The following is a 16,165-nucleotide window of genomic DNA, read 5'->3' on the forward strand; positions in this document are numbered from 1 at the left end:
GGCTCCGCGATGAATGGGCTGAAGGGCCGCGCTCAGCGCGCGGCCTTCTGCACGAACTGCGGATCGACGCCGGCCGAATAGTCGGCGAGCACCGTCTGGATCGTGCCTTGCGATTTGAGGAACGCGGCCGTGGCCGCGAGCGACTTCGCGGCGCCCGATTGCGCGCCGCCGCCGAGCCACGTCGGCGAAGCCTGCTCGGCCGCCGTCGGGAATGCGTAGAGCGCGAGGCTCGCCGGCACGTCCTGCGCGTTCGCGCCCGACACCTTCGCCACCGCCGCGACCTGCGGCGAGCCGACCTTCCATGCCGCGGCATGCGCGCGGTAGTCGGCATCGGCGGCCGCGAGCACCTTCACGAAGCGCGCGACGAACTCGGGGTTCTCGCGTGCGAACTTGCGGCTCACGACGAAGCCGTCGAAAGTCGACTTGCCGCTTTCTTTCGCAACCCGGCCCGACGTCGTCAGCACGGTGCCCGACTGCTTGACCTTCGCGAGCACGGGATCCCAGATATAGGTCGCGTCGATGTCGCCGCGCGCCCACGCGGCCGCGACTTCGGGCGGACGCAGGTTGACGATCTTCACGTCGTTCGGATTGACGCCCGCGGCCTGCAGCGCGACGAGCGTATGGAAGTGCGACGTCGACACGAACGGCACGCCGATCTTCTTGCCCTTGAGCGCGGCGACGCTGGTCACGCCCGAACCGTTGCGCGCGACGAGCGCCTCGGCGTCGTTGATGTTGTCGAGCACCCAGAACAGCGAGATGTCGAGCCCTTGCGACAGGCCGGCCGCGATCGGGCTCGAACCGGCTTCGCCGAGCTGGACGGAGCCCGACGCGAGCGCGCGGATCACGTCGGCGCCGCTGTCGAGCTTGCGGAACGTGACCTTGTAGCCAGTCGCCTTTTCGACTTCACCGCTCGCCTGCGCGTAGCGCCACGGCACGACCATGTCCTGGTACGCGATCACGACTTCGCGCAATTCGGCGTGCGCCGCGCCGAGCGCGGCAAAGGCGGTCAGCGCGACGACGCCGCGGCGGATGAAGCTGAAACGGGACATGCGGCTCTCCTTCGGAATGCGGGCATTGCTGCGGGAGAGCCGACTATAGGAGCTTTGCGCGCGGCGGAAGCGAACTTATCGTGCGAAGCTATCGATGCCGTTTCAGCTTTGCTTTTCATGCTCGACCGGCTTGCGCGTCCGGTCGGGTGACGATTGCCCTGCGCATGCGCGGATAACCGCCGCGCCAACGAAAAAGCCCGCATCGCTGCGGGCTTTCGGGACTGCTGGTCTTGCGGATGGAGGCAAACGCGGCGTTTAGACCACCCCCGCCCCATGCGCCTGCAGATCGGCGTGATAGCTCGACCGCACCATCGCACCGACGGCCGCGTGCGTGAAGCCCATCTTGTACGCCTCTTCCTCGTACATCTTGAACGTGTCCGGATGCACGTACGCACGCACCGGCAGGTGGTGCTCGGACGGCTGCAGATACTGGCCGATCGTCAGCATGTCGACGTCGTGCGCGCGCAGGTCGCGCATCACCTGCAGGATTTCCTCTTCCGTCTCGCCGAGGCCGACCATCAGGCCCGACTTCGTCGCGACGTCCGGATGCAGCGCCTTGAAGTCCTTCAAAAGCTTCAGCGAGTGCGCGTAGTCCGAACCCGGGCGCGCTTCCTTGTACAGGCGCGGCACCGTTTCGAGGTTGTGGTTCATCACGTCGGGCGGCGCAGCGTTCAGGATCGAGATCGCGCGGTCGAGACGGCCGCGGAAGTCCGGCGTCAGGATCTCGATGCGCGTGTCCGGCGACTGCGCACGCGTTTCGCGGATGCACTCGACGAAGTGGGCGGCGCCACCGTCGCGCAGGTCGTCGCGGTCGACGCTCGTGATCACCACGTACTTGAGCTTCAGCGCGGCGATCGTGCGTGCGAGGTTCTTCGGTTCATCCGCGTCGAGCGGATCGGGACGGCCGTGGCCGACGTCGCAGAACGGGCAGCGGCGCGTGCACTTGTCGCCCATGATCATGAACGTCGCGGTGCCCTTGCCGAAGCATTCGCCGATGTTCGGGCAGCTCGCTTCCTCGCACACGGTGTGCAGGTTGTGCTCGCGCAGGATCGTCTTGATCTCGTTGAAACGCGAGCTGCCAGTGGCCGCCTTCACGCGGATCCATTCGGGCTTCTTCAGCTTTTCGATCGGAATGACCTTGATCGGGATGCGCGCCGTCTTCGCCTGCGCCTTCTGCTTGGCGGTCGGATCGTAGGCCGGGGTCGCGGCCGTATCGGCCGGTGCGGGAGAAGCGGTAACGTCAGTCATTCGATTGTTCCAGTGCCTGCGGCTTGTCGGCGGCCGCGGATGCGCCGTCGAGGTTGGCGATCAGACGGCCCACCAGCGTGTGGGCGACGTCGTTCCAGTCGGCGGCAACCTCGAGGCTCGCCATGTCGACGGTTTCCAGTCCGGCATAGCCGCACGGGTTGATCGCAAGAAACGGGCGCAGATCCATCTTCACGTTCAGGCTCAGCCCGTGATAGCTGCAGCCGTTACGGATCTTCAGGCCAAGGGCCGCGATTTTCGCGCCCTCGTGCACGCCGGATGCCACGTAGATTCCCGGCGCGCCCGCCTTGCGGACCGAAGCGAGATTATACGCCGCGAGGGTTTCGATCACGGCCTCCTCGATCTTCGTCACGAGCGTACGCACCATCAGCTTGCGCCGGCGCAGGTCCAGCAGCAGGTAGACGACGATCTGGCCGGGGCCGTGGTAGGTGATTTGCCCGCCGCGGTCGACCTTCACGAGCGGCACGCCGCTGTCGGCCACCAGCAGGTGCGCCGGGTCGCCGGCCTGGCCGAGCGTGTAGACGGGCGGATGCTCGACCACCCAGATCTCGTCGCCGGTGTCGGCCGTGCGCGTGTCGGTGAACGCGCGCATCGCGTCGAAGCTCGCCTCGTAGGCCTCGCTGCCCCGCCAGCGCACGATGACCGGCTGAACCGGCGATTCGGCGGGCGATGGGGAGACAACGACAGGCGTGGACACGATGGAAACCGGCGAGACGGACATGGGCGGTAGTTTACCGAAAACCCATGGGTCTCGCCGGCCGGGGAAAGGGACGGATGGTCAGTATCCCTCTGAGGAAATGGCGGTCAAACCGTGCGCCATCCGTCGTGGACCAGCGCGGCGACGCGTTCGCGCAGCCGGCTCAGCCCGCCCAGCGCGACTTCCCGCGGCGGCCGCGACACCGAGAACGCGACGCACGCGCCCTCCCGGCCTTCCGCGCTGAGCCACAGCCGCTCGCCGCGGCGCAGCTTGAGCGTCTCGCCGTCGACCAGGAAGTAGTCGTCGACGTCGTTGCTGCGCGTCGCCCAGACCGGCCCGCACTGGACGATCAGCCGCGTACTGCGTTGCACCTTCATCGGGACGGTCTCGCCCGCGGGAATTTCAAACGTGATGCTTGAAGAAATTTCTTGCATGATCGCCTCCGCCAATAAGTGCTCCGATGGCTACAATCGTAGTCACTCAAAGGCGCCCGACCAAACGACCAATTTTCACGTCGATGTGAGGAAAATTAGCAAATGGACCTCCGCCAGCTCCCGGCGCTGAACGCGATTCGCGCGTTCGAAGCCGCCGCCCGTCACGAGAACTTCTCGCGCGCCGCCGACGAGCTGTTCGTCACGCACGGCGCGGTCAGCCATCAGGTGCGCGCGCTCGAGGAAGAGCTCGGCGTGCAGCTGTTCACGCGCAACGGCAAGCGGCTGTGCCTGACCGACGCCGGCATGCGCTACGCGCAGCAGATCCGCACCGCGCTGATGGTGATCGCCGACGCGACGCGCGACGTGCGCGCGAGCGACCGCGACCGGCGGCTGGTGGTGTCGATGCTGTCGTCGTTCGCCGCGCGCTTCATCACGCCGCGCATCGGCACGTTCATCGAGCGGCATCCGGAAATCGACGTCGAGCTGCAGTCGACCAATTCGCTCACCGATTTCGCGCGCGACGACGTCGATCTCGCGATCCGCTTCGGCTTCGGCAGCTATCCGGGGCTTCACGTCGAGCCGCTGTTCGAGGAGGTGTTCTTTCCCGCGTGCGCGCCGACACTGAACGGCGGCAAGCTGCCGCAGACGCCCGCCGATCTCGCGCACTACCCGCTGCTGCGCTCGGACGACGAGCTGTGGCGCCCATGGTTCGACGCGGCCGGGCTCGATACGCTGACCGAGCCGAAACGGGGGATTCTGTACCAGGATTCGTCGAACCTGCTGCTCGCCGCGATCGAGGGCCAGGGGATCGCGCTGGTGCGCCGCTCGCTCGCGGTGCACGACCTGCTCGACGGGCGCATCGTGCGCCTGTTCGACATCGACGGGCCGAGCCCGTGGCACTATTTTTTCGTGTGTCCGCCGCCGCTGCTGAACACGCCGCGCGTGCAGGCGTTCCGGACCTGGCTGTTCGAGGAAGTCGCCGAATACAAGCGGCTGTGCGACGAACTGGATGCGCGGCGCGCGGCGGGGAAATGCCCCGCCGAGTGCGCGCTGGAAGGCGGATGGAAAGGGATCAGCGGCCGTTTGCGCTGATCCCCGAGCCGTCGGAACGGGCCCTTAGAGCACGACCTTGACCATCGGATGGCCGGTCAGCGCGCGGTAGATGTTGTCGAGCTGCTCCTGGCTCGTCGCGCGCACGGTGATCGTGAGGCCCGTGTAATTGCCGCTGCTCGACGCGCGCTCCTCGATCTTCTCGACGTCGATCTCGTTGTCGTGAACGGCCACGACCTTGAAGATCGTGTCCTTGAACTCGGGGTGCGCCTTGCCCATGATCTTGATCGGGAAATCGCACGGGAACTCCAGCAGCGACTCCTTCCGGGTTTCGATCGCGCCGGTGACCTCGACGGTTTTGGTCGGTTCGCTCATCACTTCCTCCGGGTCAGGTCAAACTGTTCAAACTCGCGTGCCTTCGCACGCTGGTACGCGTCATACAGCGCCGCGAACACGGGGCCCGGCTTGCCGCCCTGCACGGGCAGATCGTCGAGCGACGTCACGGGCAGGATTTCCTTGGTGGCCGACGTCAGCATGATCTCGTCGGCCGTGCGCAGCTCGACCTCGCTGATCTCGCGCGCGACGAACCGGATCCCGCACTCCTCGGCCAGTTGCTCGACCAGCGCGTAGCGGATCCCTTCGAGAATCTTGTTGCTGCGCGGCGGCGCGAACAGTTCGCCGTTCTTCACGATCCACACGTTCGACGACGAGCCTTCGGTCACGTTTTCGTCGCGCAACTGGATCGTCTCGAACGCGTCGCGTTCGGCCGCATGCTGCGCCATCAATACGTTGCCGAGCAGCGAGATCGACTTGATGTCGCAATGCAGCCAGCGGCGATCCTCGGCCGTCACGCAGCGCACGCCTCGCGCGCGCTCCTCTTCCGACGGCAGACGCAGCGGGCTCGCCATCGCGAACACGGTCGGCACCGCGTTCGCCGGGAACGCGTGGCCGCGCTTCGCGACGCCGCGCGTGACCTGCAGGTAGACGAGCGCGTTGCCGTCGCGGAGGCCTTCGGCGTTCGCCGCGACCACCCGCTCGATCAGCGCGCGCCAGCCGGCCGCATCGTGCGGGCTGTCGATGCCGATCTTCTTCAGGCTGCGCGCGAGCCGATCCAGATGCTGTTCGATCCGGAACGGCACGTGCGCGCCGTCGTGCGCATACACGGGGACGACTTCATACACGCCGTCGCCGAAGATGAACCCGCGGTCGAGCACCGGCACACGGGCTTCGGACAGCGGCACCAGTTCCTCTTGCGACGAGACGCTGAGGTAGACGATCGGTTCGAATTCGGCTTGGCTCATGGCTATGACAGATGGGGATGAAGTCGTGAAAACAAAGGCCCGTCGTGCTTACTTCTTCTTGCTGAACATCAGCAGGATCGAGTCCCAGATACGTCCGAAGATACCCGCTTCCGGCACGGCCTGCAGCGCGACGACCGGGAATTCGGACAGCGTCTTGCCGTCGGCGACGATCTTCACGGTGCCGACCTGCTGGCCTTGCGCGAGCGGCGCGATCAGCGGCGCGTTGACGTCGACTTCGGTCTTGACCTTGTCGCCGAGGCCGCGCGGCACCGTCGCCCACTGGTCGGCCTTCACGCCGACCTGCACGGTGTTGTCCTTGCCCTTGTAGAGGCGCGGCGTCGCGATCGCCTGGCCGCCCTTGAACAGGCGCACCGAATCGAACGCGCTGTAGCCGTAGTTCAGCATCTTCATGCTGTCCTGCGTCCGGTCGCTTTCCTTCTGCTCGCCCATCATCACCGACACGAGGCGGCGCTGGCCGTCGACACCCGGGATCGCGCGCTTGGCCGACGCGATCAGGCAGTAGCCGGCTGCCTGCGTATGGCCCGTCTTCAGGCCGTCGACCGTCGGGTCGAGCCACAGCAGCCGGTTGCGGTTGCCCTGGCGGATGTTGTTGTACTTGAATTCCTTCTCCGAGAAGATGCCGTAGTACTGCGGAAAATCGCGGATCAGGTGCGCGGACAGCCTCGCGAGGTCGCCGGCCGTCGTGTAGTGGTTCGGGTCGGGCATGCCGTTCACGTCGGCGAAGTGCGTGCCCTTCATGCCGAGGCGCGCCGCCTCGTCGTTCATCATCGTGACGAACTGCCCTTCGCTGCCGCCGACGAGCTCGGCCAGCGCGATCGCGGCATCGTTGCCCGACTGGATGATCATCCCGTACACGAGGTCATGCACGGACACCGGCTTGTTCGCCTCGATGAACATGCGCGACTCGTCGCGGCCGACGCGGCGCACCGCGTCGCTCGGCGTGACGATCTGCTCCATCGAGATCTTCTTCTTGTCGAGCGCCTCGAACACGAGGTACGCCGTCATCAGCTTCGTCAACGACGCCGGCTCGACGCGTTCGTCCGCATTGCCCGATGCGAGCACCGTGTTGCTCGTCGCGTCGACGAGCACCCACGAGCGCGCGTTCACGCCCGGCGGCGGCACCGCGCCCGGCATGTAGGTCGCGGGCGCGCCGGTGGACTGCTCGGCGGCCGGCGCCGCATGCGCGGCCTTGGCCTTGGCGGCCGGCTTCGCCTCGGCGACGACGATGGTCGAAGCGAGCGCGACGGGCAGCATCACGCCGAGCGCGACGTTGCGCGCGGCGGTGCCGAAGGCGATGGAGGAAGCGAGGGACTTGAGGCCTTGGGAAGACAGACGCATGATCGATTCAGGCTGATGGCAGAAAGTGCGGTGCGAAACGCGCAGGGTTGAACGGCAAGGCGGCGGGCGTTTCGGGCACTCGCCCGACACCGTCGGGCGACGCGAAACGCGCCGGTTGGACTCGCGCGGACGCGTTCGGTTCGCGGCCGTCGCGAGCGGGCGGACAGGCGGCGAAACGAGCGCCGCATGGGCCCAGCCGGGCCGCGGGCAACGCGGAATGCGGCCATTATACGTGGCCGCGAACGGCGTTTTCGCGAACGGGGCAGCGGACGCCCGCATAGCGGCTTCGCGCGCATGGCGCGGCGACGCGTCGGGCGCGCGTGCTCGATGCCTCGCGAGAGGCGGGTGCAGGCGGCATGCCAGTCGGGTAGCGCCGCCGTGCGGCAGACCGGGCGCGGTGCGGCGCGATGTCGCGTGAAGTGTCGCGTGAAGTGTCGCGTGAAGTGTCGCGTGAAGTGTCGCGTGAGGTGTCGGGAAGGGTCGCGCCGGCTCCGGCCGGAGTCGGCGCGCGGTATGGGCGGCCGGCGCTTACGCCGGCGCCCACATGAAGGCTAGCGCCACGCGTCGACGATGATGCGCTTGAGCACGTGCAGCTTGCGATGGAGGAAATGCTCGGCGCCCGGGATCACGACGACGGGCAGTTCCTGCGGCCGCGCCCAGTCGTACACCGATGCGATCGGTACCGTGTCGTCGGTTTCGCCGTGGATCACGAGCGTGTTCTCGGGCACGTCGGCCACCTGCCAGCGGCTCGCGGCCGTGCCGACGAACACCATCCGCTCGATCGTCTCGCCCGCGTCGCGCAGCCGCTTCGCGACGTGCGACAGCACGAAGGTGCCGAACGAGAAGCCCGCGAGCACGAGCGGCAGGTCCGCATACGCGGGCTGCGCGCGCATGTGCGCGAGCACCGCGAGCAGATCGTCGGCCTCGCCGGTGCCGTTGTCGTGCACGCCTTCGGTCGCGCCGACGCCACGGAAGTTCGACCGGTAGACGACATAGTTCAGCTGCACGAGCGTACGCGCGAGCGTCTGCGCGACCTTGTTGTCCATCGTGCCGCCGAACAACGGATGCGGATGCGCGACGAGCGCGATGCCGCGCGGCGCCACGCCGCCCTCGCGCACGGCGTCGGGCAGGTCGACCGCGATTTCGATCTGTCCGATCGGGCCGGCGATCAGCGATTTCTGCGTATGAACGTTCATTCGGCCGGCCCGCTCAGATCTTCAGGCGGTCGACGACCTTGCCGTCGCGCAGGTGCGACTCGACGATTTCGTCGATGTCGGCCTGATCGACGTACGTGTACCACGTGCCTTCCGGATACACGACCATCACCGGCCCTTCCTCGCAGCGGTCGAGGCAGCCGGCCTTGTTGATGCGGACCTTGCCGGGGCCCGCGAGACCGAGTTCCTTCACGCGCTTTTTCGCGTATTCCTGCATGGTCTGCGCGTTGCATTGCGCGCAGCTCGGACGCTCGGCGCCGGGGTCGCGCTGGTTCAGGCAGAAGAAGACGTGGTGCTGGTAGTAGGAATCCATGATGGTGACGAGCGGCCCGGCGCGAGGCCGTGCGCAAAGAGGGGCGATGAATTGCCGTTACGCGAAGCGGCAACGGAGGATGCGGACGATTATAGCGACCGGCGCACGCGGCTGCCCGCGGTACGGCCGCCGGACGGGCCCGAGCTGCCGCGTCAGCGGCGCAGCGCGGCCGGCAGCCACGCGTGCTCGACGCGTTGGCCGAGCCAGATCAGCGCCGCGTAGGGCCAGATCCATGCGAGCCAGCGCGCGATGCCGTTGAAGTGCACGTAGCGGCCCTGCCGCCATCCCGACAGCGTGAAATCGAAGAACGGGTTGACCGGCAGCAGGTTCACGAGCGCGACGCCCGCCAGCAGCGCGAACGCCGCGAGCATCGCGCGCCACGTCTCCGGCACGCGCAATGCGACGAGCGCCGCCGCGAAACCAAGCTCGATGCCGAGCCGCGCGCCGGGCGTCGCCCACACGACGACGAGGCCGGTGGTCGACTGCATGAACGTCGCGGCCGCCTTCAGCACGAGCGTGGCGACCACCAGCGCGATCAGCAGCCGGATGCGCGGCGCGCGCGGGCGCATCGCGAGCGACGCGATCGCCAGCGCGGCGAACAGCATCAGCCCGCCGAGCACGGCTTCCCACGCGGAATCCGACAACCAGCCGTCGACCCGCTCCGGCCATTCGCTGACGCGCCACGCGGCCGGCAGCCACGCGAGCAGCGTGTCCTGCATCGACGCATCGGCGCGCTCCCACAGCGCGGCCGGCCAGTCGCCGATGCCGAACAGGAATGGCGACGGAAACACGATCGCGAACGGCCACAGCGCGGCGAGCAGCAGCGGCGTCGAACCGTCGGCCTCCAGCCACGCGAAACGCAGCCGGCGCAACACCCCGCGGTCGAGCAGCGCGCCGGTGGCCGGCGCGGCGAGCGCCGCGCCCAGCAGCGCGCCGAGCGCGTTGGCGCCGAGATCGAGATTCGACGCGACGCGCGTCGGCAAGTAGGTCTGCAGCGCTTCCATCGTGCCCGACAGCAGCACGCCGAGCCCGCCCGCGATCAGCGTCGCGGCCACGCCGCGCCAGCGCGGGTGCAGCGCGAGCACGCCGAGCGCGCCGAACGGCAGATAACCGAGCACGTTCGTGACCACGTCGAACGCCGTCACGTAGCGCTGCATCGGCGCGAACAGGTAATCGAACGGACCGATGCCGAGCGACACCCAGCCTTCGAACGGATACAGCGACGCATAAACGATCAGCGCCGCGTAGGCGGCAAACGCCTGCCGCGCGAGCGGCGACGCGCGATGCGTGCCGGGCACGCTCATCGCGGCTGCCCGTCGGGCGTCACGGCGTGCCCGCGTACGCCTGCACGCCGACCCACGCGGCGATCTGCGACACGAGTTCGTCGCTGGCCATCGCGAGCGCACGCGCACCGCCGGCCGCGTCGGGCGTGCTCGACGGCGCACGCGCGACAAACGTGCGCTGGCCGAGCACCTTGCCGTCGAGCATCAGCGTCGCGCGCGCGGTCACCGCGCCGTGGCTTTGCGACTGCCCGTCGAAAACCTGTTCGAATTCGCTGAGGTCGACCTTGAGCGTCGGTGCACGCACGCCGTCGGAGCCTTCGAGCACCGCACCGCGCGACGACAGCGCGCCGCGCAGCCGTTGCGTGAGCAACTGCGCGGGCGGCGCGGTCCAGCGGCTGTCGCGATAGACGGCCACGTGCTGCGCATCGGCGTATGCGAGGCGGTACGCGAACTTGTCCGAGTCGAGCGCGTCGGGCGCGGCGACGTCGAGCACCTTCAGCGCGGGGCCCGAGCCGGTGGTCACCGACGACGCGGGCCCGAGGTCGTAGCGGATGTTCGACAGCACCGCGTCGTTGCCGGCGCAGCCGGCCGCCAGCGCGAGCGTCAGCACGGCAAGCGCGGCCGCGGCCGGGCGCAGCGCGCGGTCAAGGATTCGTGGCATGGCGTATTCCTGCATGATGTTTCCGGTTTCGATGGGCGTCATTGCCCGGCCGTCGCGCCCGGCCAGACGAAGCCCGCTTCGCCGGGCCCCGGCGCCGCGCCGGGCGACCCGAACAACAGACTGCGCGGGTTGCGGCCGAGTTCACCAGCGACGTCCTTCAATTGCCGCGACGCGTCGCCGACGCTGCCGGCCAGCGCATTGAAGCGCGGCAGCGTGTCGTACTGCACGCGCGCGTTGAGGCCGTTCAGCGCGACGCCGACCTGCTCGGCGGCCGTGCCGGCCTTGTTCAGGTTCGACACGAGCGGCCCGTTCGGCTGCAGCAGCGTGTTCGCCGACGCCATCGCGCGGTTCACCTCGTGCATCGTCTCCGGCAGCGCGGTGACCGTCGGGCCGAGCTGCTTCGTCAGCGTCGTCGCGCTGTCGGCCGCGTGCTGCAGGCTCTCGGCGGTCGCGCGCAACTGCTCGCGCATCTCGGGCGACATCAGCGCGTTCGCGCTCTTCGCGGCCAGTTCGAACTGCCGCAGCAGCACGTCGCCGCGTTCCTGGATCTGGTCGAACAGGCTCGGCCGCATCGGGATCTGCGCGATCGACTTCGCGGACGACGGCAGCGGCGACAGATCGCGCCCCGTATCCTCGAGCTGCACGAACGCGATGCCCGTCACGCCCTGGAAGCCGAGGCTGCCGTAAGTCGACTGCGTGATCGGCGCGTCGTGATCGACGAGGATGCGGATCCGGATCTGGCCAGGATGCGTGCGGTCGAAGCCGATCGACTGCACCTTGCCGACGTCGAGGCCGCGAAAGCGCACGGCCGCGTCCGGGAACAGCCCCGTCACGTTGGTGCGCGCGAGCAGATCGTACGGCACGCGCACGGTGCGGTCGACGTTGAACCAGAACACGGTGCCCGCGATCGCGAGCGTCAGCGCGATCGTGAACAGGCCGGCCCAGAACGCATGTGATTTGTTTTCCATTCGCGGGTTCCTTGCTTCTACAGCTCGACGCTCGACAGCGCCGGTTCGAGGGCCGCCTTCGGCAGCTTCGCGCGCCGCTCGGGCGGCAGCGCCTGCAATGCGCGGCGCCCGCGCAGCCCCAGGAAATATTCGTGGATGAACGGATGGTCGACGTTCGCGGCCTCCTCGACGGGCGCGGCGACCAGTACCTTGCGGTCGGCCAGCACCGCGACGCGCGTCGACAGCGCGACCATCGTATCGAGGTCGTGCGTCACCATCACGACGGTCAGCCCGAGCGTGCGGTGCAGCGTCGCGATCAGCTCGACGAATTCGTCGGATGCCTGCGGATCGAGGCCGGCCGTCGGCTCGTCGAGGAACAGCAGCTCGGGCTCCAGCGCGATCGCGCGCGCGATGCCGACCCGCTTCACCATCCCGCCCGACAACGCGGCCGGCATCTTCGACGCGTGCTTGCACGGCAGCCCGACCATCTCGAGCTTCAGCATCACGATGTCGTGCAGCAGGTCCGGCGGCACGCGGCCGAGCTCGCGCAGCGGCTGCGCGACGTTGTCGAACACCGTCATCGACGAGAACAGCGCGCCCTGCTGGAACAGCATCCCCGAACGCGTGCGCATCATCCGCGCGCTCGCGTCGTCGATCGTCGCCGTATCCTCGCCGAACACCTTGATCGTGCCCGACGTCGGCCGCTCGAGGCCGAGGATCTGGCGCACGAGCGTCGTCTTGCCGGAGCCCGAGCCGCCGACGATCGACACGATCTCGCCGCGCCGCACGTCGAAGTCGAGCTTCTGGTGAACGATGTTGCGCCCGTAGCGCTTGGTCAGGTTGCGCACCTCGATCACGAAGTCGGCGGCCTGCGCCGCGGCGGACGGCGGCGTGCCGATCGCGGCGGCGGCGATTGCCGCGGCATGGGCGGCCGCGGCACCGGTCGGCGCGCCATCGGCCGGCGCGGCACCGGCCGGCGTTTGGTTCGATGCGTTCATCCGAGCCCCACGTTCTGGAACAGGATCGCGAATACCGCGTCGGCGAGGATCACGACCGTGATCGACGACACCACCGACGTGGTCGTGCCTTCGCCGAGGCTCTGCGAGTTCGCCTTGATCCGGAAGCCGAAATGGCACGCGACCAGCGCGATCAGCATGCCGAACACGACGCCCTTGCCGACGCCGATGTACAGGTTCGCGATCGGCACGACGCCCGGCAGCGAGCGTACGAAATAGTTGATGTCGATGCCGAGCACCAGCTTCGCCGCGAGCGCGCCGCCCGTCAGCGCGATGATGTTGGTCCACATCACGAGCAGCGGCATCGCGACGCCGAGCGCGAGCACGCGCGGCAGGATCAGCCGCAGCCCGTGCGGGATGCCCATCACGCGCATCGCGTCGAGCTCCTCGGTCACGCGCATCACGCCGATCTGCGCGGTGATCGCCGAGCCCGAGCGGCCCGCGACGAGAATCGCCGACAGCACGGGGCCGAGCTCGCGGATCACCGACAGCCCGAGGATGTTCACGATGTAGCGGTTCGCCCCGAACATCTGCAACTGCTGCGCGGACAGGTAGCTGAGCACGATGCCGATCAGGAAGGCGACGAGCGCGGTGATCGGCAGCGCCTGCGCGCCGGCGCTGTAGATGTTCGCCGAGGTTTCCTTCCACGGCATCGTCCGCGGGCGGCGCAGCACCGACAGCGCATCGAGGATCACGAGGCCGAACATCGCGATGCCGCCCTGCAGGTGTTCGCCGAACGAGAAGAGCGCCAGGCCGAGCCGCGTGACGGGATCGAACCGCACGATGCGCTCGGGCGCCTCGCGCTGGCTGTCGAGCCGTTCGATGCGCTCGAAGATCGTGCGCTGCGTGGGGCTCAGCGCGACGCCGGCCGGCAGCTTGCGGCCCCACACGCGCCACAGCGCCTGGCCGCCGACGTGGTCGAGCCGCTCGATGCCGGACAGATCCCAGTCGCTCACGCGCCCGGCGGCGATGCTCGCGATGCGGCGCGCCACGGCGCCGCGGTTGCGCGCGAGCGAGAGCGCGGTCCACTGGCCGGTCAGGCGCACCGTCTGGCCCTGGCCGCCGGCGTCGACCGACAGGCCGGGAGGAGTCTCGAAGTCCAAGGGCAGGTTGTTTGCAAAAGGATGACAGCGGCCATTGTAGCGAACCGCCCGGCGCCGCGACGTGAGGATTTCCGGCGCTGCGCCGGGCACGCGGCGCGCAGTCGAAAGCGGCGGGCCGTGCGCCCTGGAGCCGAGTATCCGGACGGACCATGACGATGCTGCCGATGCGGGCATGCCCGGGACGACACCGGACATGCTCGGGCGCCGGCCGGGACCGGCCCGGATCGTCCGGAAGCCGCCGCCGGCCACGGCCCGCTGCCGGCATCGCGACCTTTCATTGTCCCGTCACGTTTCCTTTCGATACTCTCACGCGCCGCACGTCAGGCCGTCGGCGCGCCGCGCCGCCATTCGTGCGTACCTCGCATTTCATAAAGCAGAACACCGAACAGGACAACCGATGCGTCTCCCCCCGCTTTCCCGCCGTCACGTCCCGGCCGCCGCCGCGCTCGCCAGCCTCGCCTTCGTCCTCGCCGGCTGCGGCGGCGACGACGTCACCGCCACGCCGCCGTCGCAGCCCGAGGCCCAGGCGCCCGTCGGCACGACGGCCACGCTCGCGCTGCTCGAGACGACCGACCTGCACACCAACGTGCTGTCGTACGACTATTTCAAGCTTGCCGCCGACAATTCGCTCGGCTTCGAGCGCGTGTCGACGCTGATCGCGCAGGCGCGCAAGCAGTACCCGAACACGCTGCTGCTCGACAACGGCGACACGATCCAGGGCACCGCGCTGTCGGACTACCAGGCGCTCGTGAAGCCGGTGGGCTGCGACCAGACGCTCGCGATCTACAAGGTGATGAACGCCGCGAAGTTCGACGGCGGCGGGATCGGCAACCACGAGTTCAACTACGGGCTGCCGTACCTGTCGCAGGTGACCGGCAACACGTTCGAGGTCGACGGCCTGCCGGCGCCGGCCCAGCAGAAGAAGTGCGCGGGCCCGAACTTCCCGCAGGTGCTCGCGAACGTGATCAGCGCGAAGACCAACGCGCCGCTGTTCACGCCGTATACGATCCTGACGCGCACGGTGACGGCCACCACGCCGGACGGCAAGACGGTCAGTGCGCCCGTGAAGATCGGCATCATCGGCTTCACGCCGCCCGCGATCATGAACTGGGACAAGCGCTGGCTCGACGGCAAGGTCTACACGACCGGGCTGAAGGAGGCGGCCGAGAAGTACATTCCGGAAATGCGCGCGAAGGGCGCCGATCTCGTCGTCGCGATCTCGCACGGCGGCCTCGACAATGCCGCGTACTCGCCGACGATGGAAAACGGCAGCTGGTGGCTGTCGAAGGTGTCCGGCATCGACGCGATGCTGATCGGCCACTCGCACCAGGTGTTCCCGGACGCGAACAGCACCGTGTCGCAGTTCAACCTGCCGGGCGTCGACAAGGTCAAGGGCACCGTCAACGGCGTGCCGACCGTGATGGCCAACTACTGGGGCAAGCATCTCGGCGTGATCAAGCTCGGCCTGAAGTTCGACGGCAAGACGTGGGCCGTCGACAAGTCGCAGACGACCGTCGAGGCGCGGCCGATCCAGAACGCCGACAAGAGCTACGTCGCCGCCGATCCGTCCGTCTCCGCCGCGATCGCGGCCGAGCACCAGGCGACGATCGACTACGTGAAGACGCCGATTGGCTCGACCGACTACCGGATGAACTCGTACTTCGCGGACGTCGGCGATCCGGGCGCGATCCAGATCGTCAACGAGGCGCAGGCCGACTACGTGAAGACCTACGTGCAGGCGAACCTGCCGCAATACGCGTCGCTGCCGGTGCTGTCGGTCAGCGCGCCGTTCAAGAGCGGCTTCGGCGGCGGCACCGACTACACCGACGTCGCGCCGGGCGCGCTCGCGATCAACAACGCGGCCGACCTGTACCTGTATCCGAACACCGTGTACGCGGTGAAGGTGAGCGGCGCCGACGTGAAGAACTGGCTCGAGACGGCCGCGAAGCGCTTCAATACGATCGACCCGGCCAAGGCGACCGTGCAGCCGCTCGTCAGCACCTTCCCCGGCTACAACTTCGACATGTTCACGTCGGCCGATCTCGCCTATGAAATCGACGTCACGCAGCCGGTCGGCAGCCGCATCAGGAACCTGACGTACAAGGGTGCGCCGATCGATTCGAACGCACAGTTCATCGTCGCGACCAACAACTACCGTGCGAGCGGCGGCGGCAACTTCCCCGGCCTCGACGGCAGCAAGACGATCTTCGCGTCGCCCGACGCGAACCGCGACGTGCTGATCGCGTTCATCAAGAAGCGCGGCGCGATCACGCGCGCGGCCGACGGCGCGCAGCGCAGCTGGCGCTTCACGAAGCTCGCGAGCTCGGTCGCGCACGTGCAGTTCGCGTCCGCGCCGAACCGCCTCGGCGACGCGGCGGCGGCCGGCCTGACCGGCATCACGCAGGTCGCTGCCGACGACGGCTCGGGCAAGAACCTCGCGACCTACGAGATCGACCTCACGCAATGAGACAC

At 68.3% G+C, this 16,165-nt stretch carries 16 protein-coding genes; 2 read left to right on the plus strand and 14 right to left on the minus strand.

Annotated features, from left to right (window positions below):
* Positions 1 to 32: 32 nt before the first annotated feature.
* From tauA to CFB46_RS02560, 4 genes are all read right to left on the minus strand, one after another.
* Positions 33 to 1,049: a taurine ABC transporter substrate-binding protein gene (tauA, locus tag CFB46_RS02545; protein WP_089499198.1), complete on the minus strand. Its 1,017-nt coding sequence runs from the start codon at positions 1,047 to 1,049 to the stop codon at positions 33 to 35.
* Between the two features lie 255 nt (positions 1,050 to 1,304).
* Entirely contained in the window at positions 1,305 to 2,297 is a 993-nt protein-coding gene (gene lipA / locus CFB46_RS02550; RefSeq protein WP_006477693.1) for a lipoyl synthase, read from the minus strand.
* Positions 2,290 to 3,036, minus strand: coding sequence for a lipoyl(octanoyl) transferase LipB (lipB, locus tag CFB46_RS02555; protein WP_089499199.1), 747 nt, complete (start codon positions 3,034 to 3,036; stop codon positions 2,290 to 2,292). The genes lipA and lipB overlap by 8 nt, the downstream gene beginning before the upstream one ends.
* An 83-nt stretch (positions 3,037 to 3,119) precedes the next feature.
* The gene (locus CFB46_RS02560; RefSeq protein ID WP_027785544.1) at positions 3,120 to 3,446 is read right to left on the minus strand and encodes a DUF2917 domain-containing protein; all 327 of its coding nucleotides are present in this window, start codon (positions 3,444 to 3,446) and stop codon (positions 3,120 to 3,122) included.
* Between the two features lie 102 nt (positions 3,447 to 3,548).
* Between CFB46_RS02560 and CFB46_RS02565 the strand changes: the two genes are divergently transcribed.
* Positions 3,549 to 4,538, plus strand: a complete 990-nt coding sequence (locus CFB46_RS02565) for a transcriptional regulator GcvA (RefSeq protein ID WP_089499200.1) — start codon at positions 3,549 to 3,551, stop codon at positions 4,536 to 4,538.
* 24 nt (positions 4,539 to 4,562) lie between these two features.
* Here the strand turns inward: CFB46_RS02565 and CFB46_RS02570 are convergent, their stop codons facing one another.
* From CFB46_RS02570 to CFB46_RS02615, 10 genes are all read right to left on the minus strand, one after another.
* Positions 4,563 to 4,871, minus strand: coding sequence for an HP0495 family protein (locus CFB46_RS02570; RefSeq protein WP_027785546.1), 309 nt, complete (start codon positions 4,869 to 4,871; stop codon positions 4,563 to 4,565).
* Entirely contained in the window at positions 4,871 to 5,797 is a 927-nt protein-coding gene (locus CFB46_RS02575) for a D-amino acid aminotransferase (RefSeq protein ID WP_089499201.1), read from the minus strand. Before CFB46_RS02575 ends, CFB46_RS02570 begins: the two co-directional genes overlap by 1 nt.
* Positions 5,798 to 5,845: 48 nt before the next feature.
* A complete protein-coding gene (locus CFB46_RS02580; RefSeq protein ID WP_089499202.1) occupies positions 5,846 to 7,156 on the minus strand; it encodes a D-alanyl-D-alanine carboxypeptidase family protein in 1,311 nt (436 codons plus the stop codon).
* Between the two features lie 551 nt (positions 7,157 to 7,707).
* A complete protein-coding gene (locus CFB46_RS02585) occupies positions 7,708 to 8,352 on the minus strand; it encodes an alpha/beta hydrolase (RefSeq protein WP_089499203.1) in 645 nt (214 codons plus the stop codon).
* A gap of 13 nt (positions 8,353 to 8,365) precedes the next feature.
* Entirely contained in the window at positions 8,366 to 8,683 is a 318-nt protein-coding gene (locus CFB46_RS02590) for a (2Fe-2S) ferredoxin domain-containing protein (RefSeq protein WP_027785549.1), read from the minus strand.
* Positions 8,684 to 8,835: 152 nt separating this feature from the next.
* The gene (locus tag CFB46_RS02595) at positions 8,836 to 9,987 is read right to left on the minus strand and encodes a VanZ family protein (RefSeq protein WP_089499204.1); all 1,152 of its coding nucleotides are present in this window, start codon (positions 9,985 to 9,987) and stop codon (positions 8,836 to 8,838) included.
* Positions 9,988 to 10,006: 19 nt separating this feature from the next.
* On the minus strand, positions 10,007 to 10,627 hold the full coding sequence (locus tag CFB46_RS02600; protein ID WP_089499325.1) for an ABC-type transport auxiliary lipoprotein family protein: 621 nt from the start codon (positions 10,625 to 10,627) through the stop codon (positions 10,007 to 10,009).
* Positions 10,628 to 10,665: 38 nt separating this feature from the next.
* The gene (locus CFB46_RS02605; protein ID WP_089499205.1) at positions 10,666 to 11,595 is read right to left on the minus strand and encodes an MlaD family protein; all 930 of its coding nucleotides are present in this window, start codon (positions 11,593 to 11,595) and stop codon (positions 10,666 to 10,668) included.
* 17 nt (positions 11,596 to 11,612) lie between these two features.
* On the minus strand, positions 11,613 to 12,572 hold the full coding sequence (locus CFB46_RS02610) for an ABC transporter ATP-binding protein (RefSeq protein ID WP_152777750.1): 960 nt from the start codon (positions 12,570 to 12,572) through the stop codon (positions 11,613 to 11,615).
* A complete protein-coding gene (locus CFB46_RS02615; protein ID WP_027785554.1) occupies positions 12,569 to 13,693 on the minus strand; it encodes an MlaE family ABC transporter permease in 1,125 nt (374 codons plus the stop codon). Before CFB46_RS02615 ends, CFB46_RS02610 begins: the two co-directional genes overlap by 4 nt.
* A gap of 397 nt (positions 13,694 to 14,090) precedes the next feature.
* On the opposite strand from CFB46_RS02615, the gene CFB46_RS02620 reads away from it, so the two are divergent.
* A complete protein-coding gene (locus tag CFB46_RS02620) occupies positions 14,091 to 16,160 on the plus strand; it encodes a bifunctional 2',3'-cyclic-nucleotide 2'-phosphodiesterase/3'-nucleotidase (protein ID WP_089499206.1) in 2,070 nt (689 codons plus the stop codon).
* Positions 16,161 to 16,165: the final 5 nt, after the last annotated feature.

Origin of the sequence: Burkholderia sp. HI2761, assembly GCF_002223355.1 — a bacterium.
Lineage (GTDB): Bacteria > Pseudomonadota > Gammaproteobacteria > Burkholderiales > Burkholderiaceae > Burkholderia.

What these genes read in the sequence shown, in the direction of transcription:
- tauA (WP_089499198.1), bottom strand. Translation starts at nt 1,049, where the DNA reads ATGTCCCGTTTCAGCTTCATCCGCCGCGGCGTCGTCGCGCTGACCGCC.
- lipA (WP_006477693.1), bottom strand. Translation starts at nt 2,297, where the DNA reads ATGACTGACGTTACCGCTTCTCCCGCACCGGCCGATACGGCCGCGACC.
- lipB (WP_089499199.1), bottom strand. Translation starts at nt 3,036, where the DNA reads ATGTCCGTCTCGCCGGTTTCCATCGTGTCCACGCCTGTCGTTGTCTCC.
- CFB46_RS02560 (WP_027785544.1), bottom strand. Translation starts at nt 3,446, where the DNA reads ATGCAAGAAATTTCTTCAAGCATCACGTTTGAAATTCCCGCGGGCGAG.
- CFB46_RS02565 (WP_089499200.1), top strand. Translation starts at nt 3,549, where the DNA reads ATGGACCTCCGCCAGCTCCCGGCGCTGAACGCGATTCGCGCGTTCGAA.
- CFB46_RS02570 (WP_027785546.1), bottom strand. Translation starts at nt 4,871, where the DNA reads ATGAGCGAACCGACCAAAACCGTCGAGGTCACCGGCGCGATCGAAACC.
- CFB46_RS02575 (WP_089499201.1), bottom strand. Translation starts at nt 5,797, where the DNA reads ATGAGCCAAGCCGAATTCGAACCGATCGTCTACCTCAGCGTCTCGTCG.
- CFB46_RS02580 (WP_089499202.1), bottom strand. Translation starts at nt 7,156, where the DNA reads ATGCGTCTGTCTTCCCAAGGCCTCAAGTCCCTCGCTTCCTCCATCGCC.
- CFB46_RS02585 (WP_089499203.1), bottom strand. Translation starts at nt 8,352, where the DNA reads ATGAACGTTCATACGCAGAAATCGCTGATCGCCGGCCCGATCGGACAG.
- CFB46_RS02590 (WP_027785549.1), bottom strand. Translation starts at nt 8,683, where the DNA reads ATGGATTCCTACTACCAGCACCACGTCTTCTTCTGCCTGAACCAGCGC.
- CFB46_RS02595 (WP_089499204.1), bottom strand. Translation starts at nt 9,987, where the DNA reads ATGAGCGTGCCCGGCACGCATCGCGCGTCGCCGCTCGCGCGGCAGGCG.
- CFB46_RS02600 (WP_089499325.1), bottom strand. Translation starts at nt 10,627, where the DNA reads ATGCCACGAATCCTTGACCGCGCGCTGCGCCCGGCCGCGGCCGCGCTT.
- CFB46_RS02605 (WP_089499205.1), bottom strand. Translation starts at nt 11,595, where the DNA reads ATGGAAAACAAATCACATGCGTTCTGGGCCGGCCTGTTCACGATCGCG.
- CFB46_RS02610 (WP_152777750.1), bottom strand. Translation starts at nt 12,572, where the DNA reads ATGAACGCATCGAACCAAACGCCGGCCGGTGCCGCGCCGGCCGATGGC.
- CFB46_RS02620 (WP_089499206.1), top strand. Translation starts at nt 14,091, where the DNA reads ATGCGTCTCCCCCCGCTTTCCCGCCGTCACGTCCCGGCCGCCGCCGCG.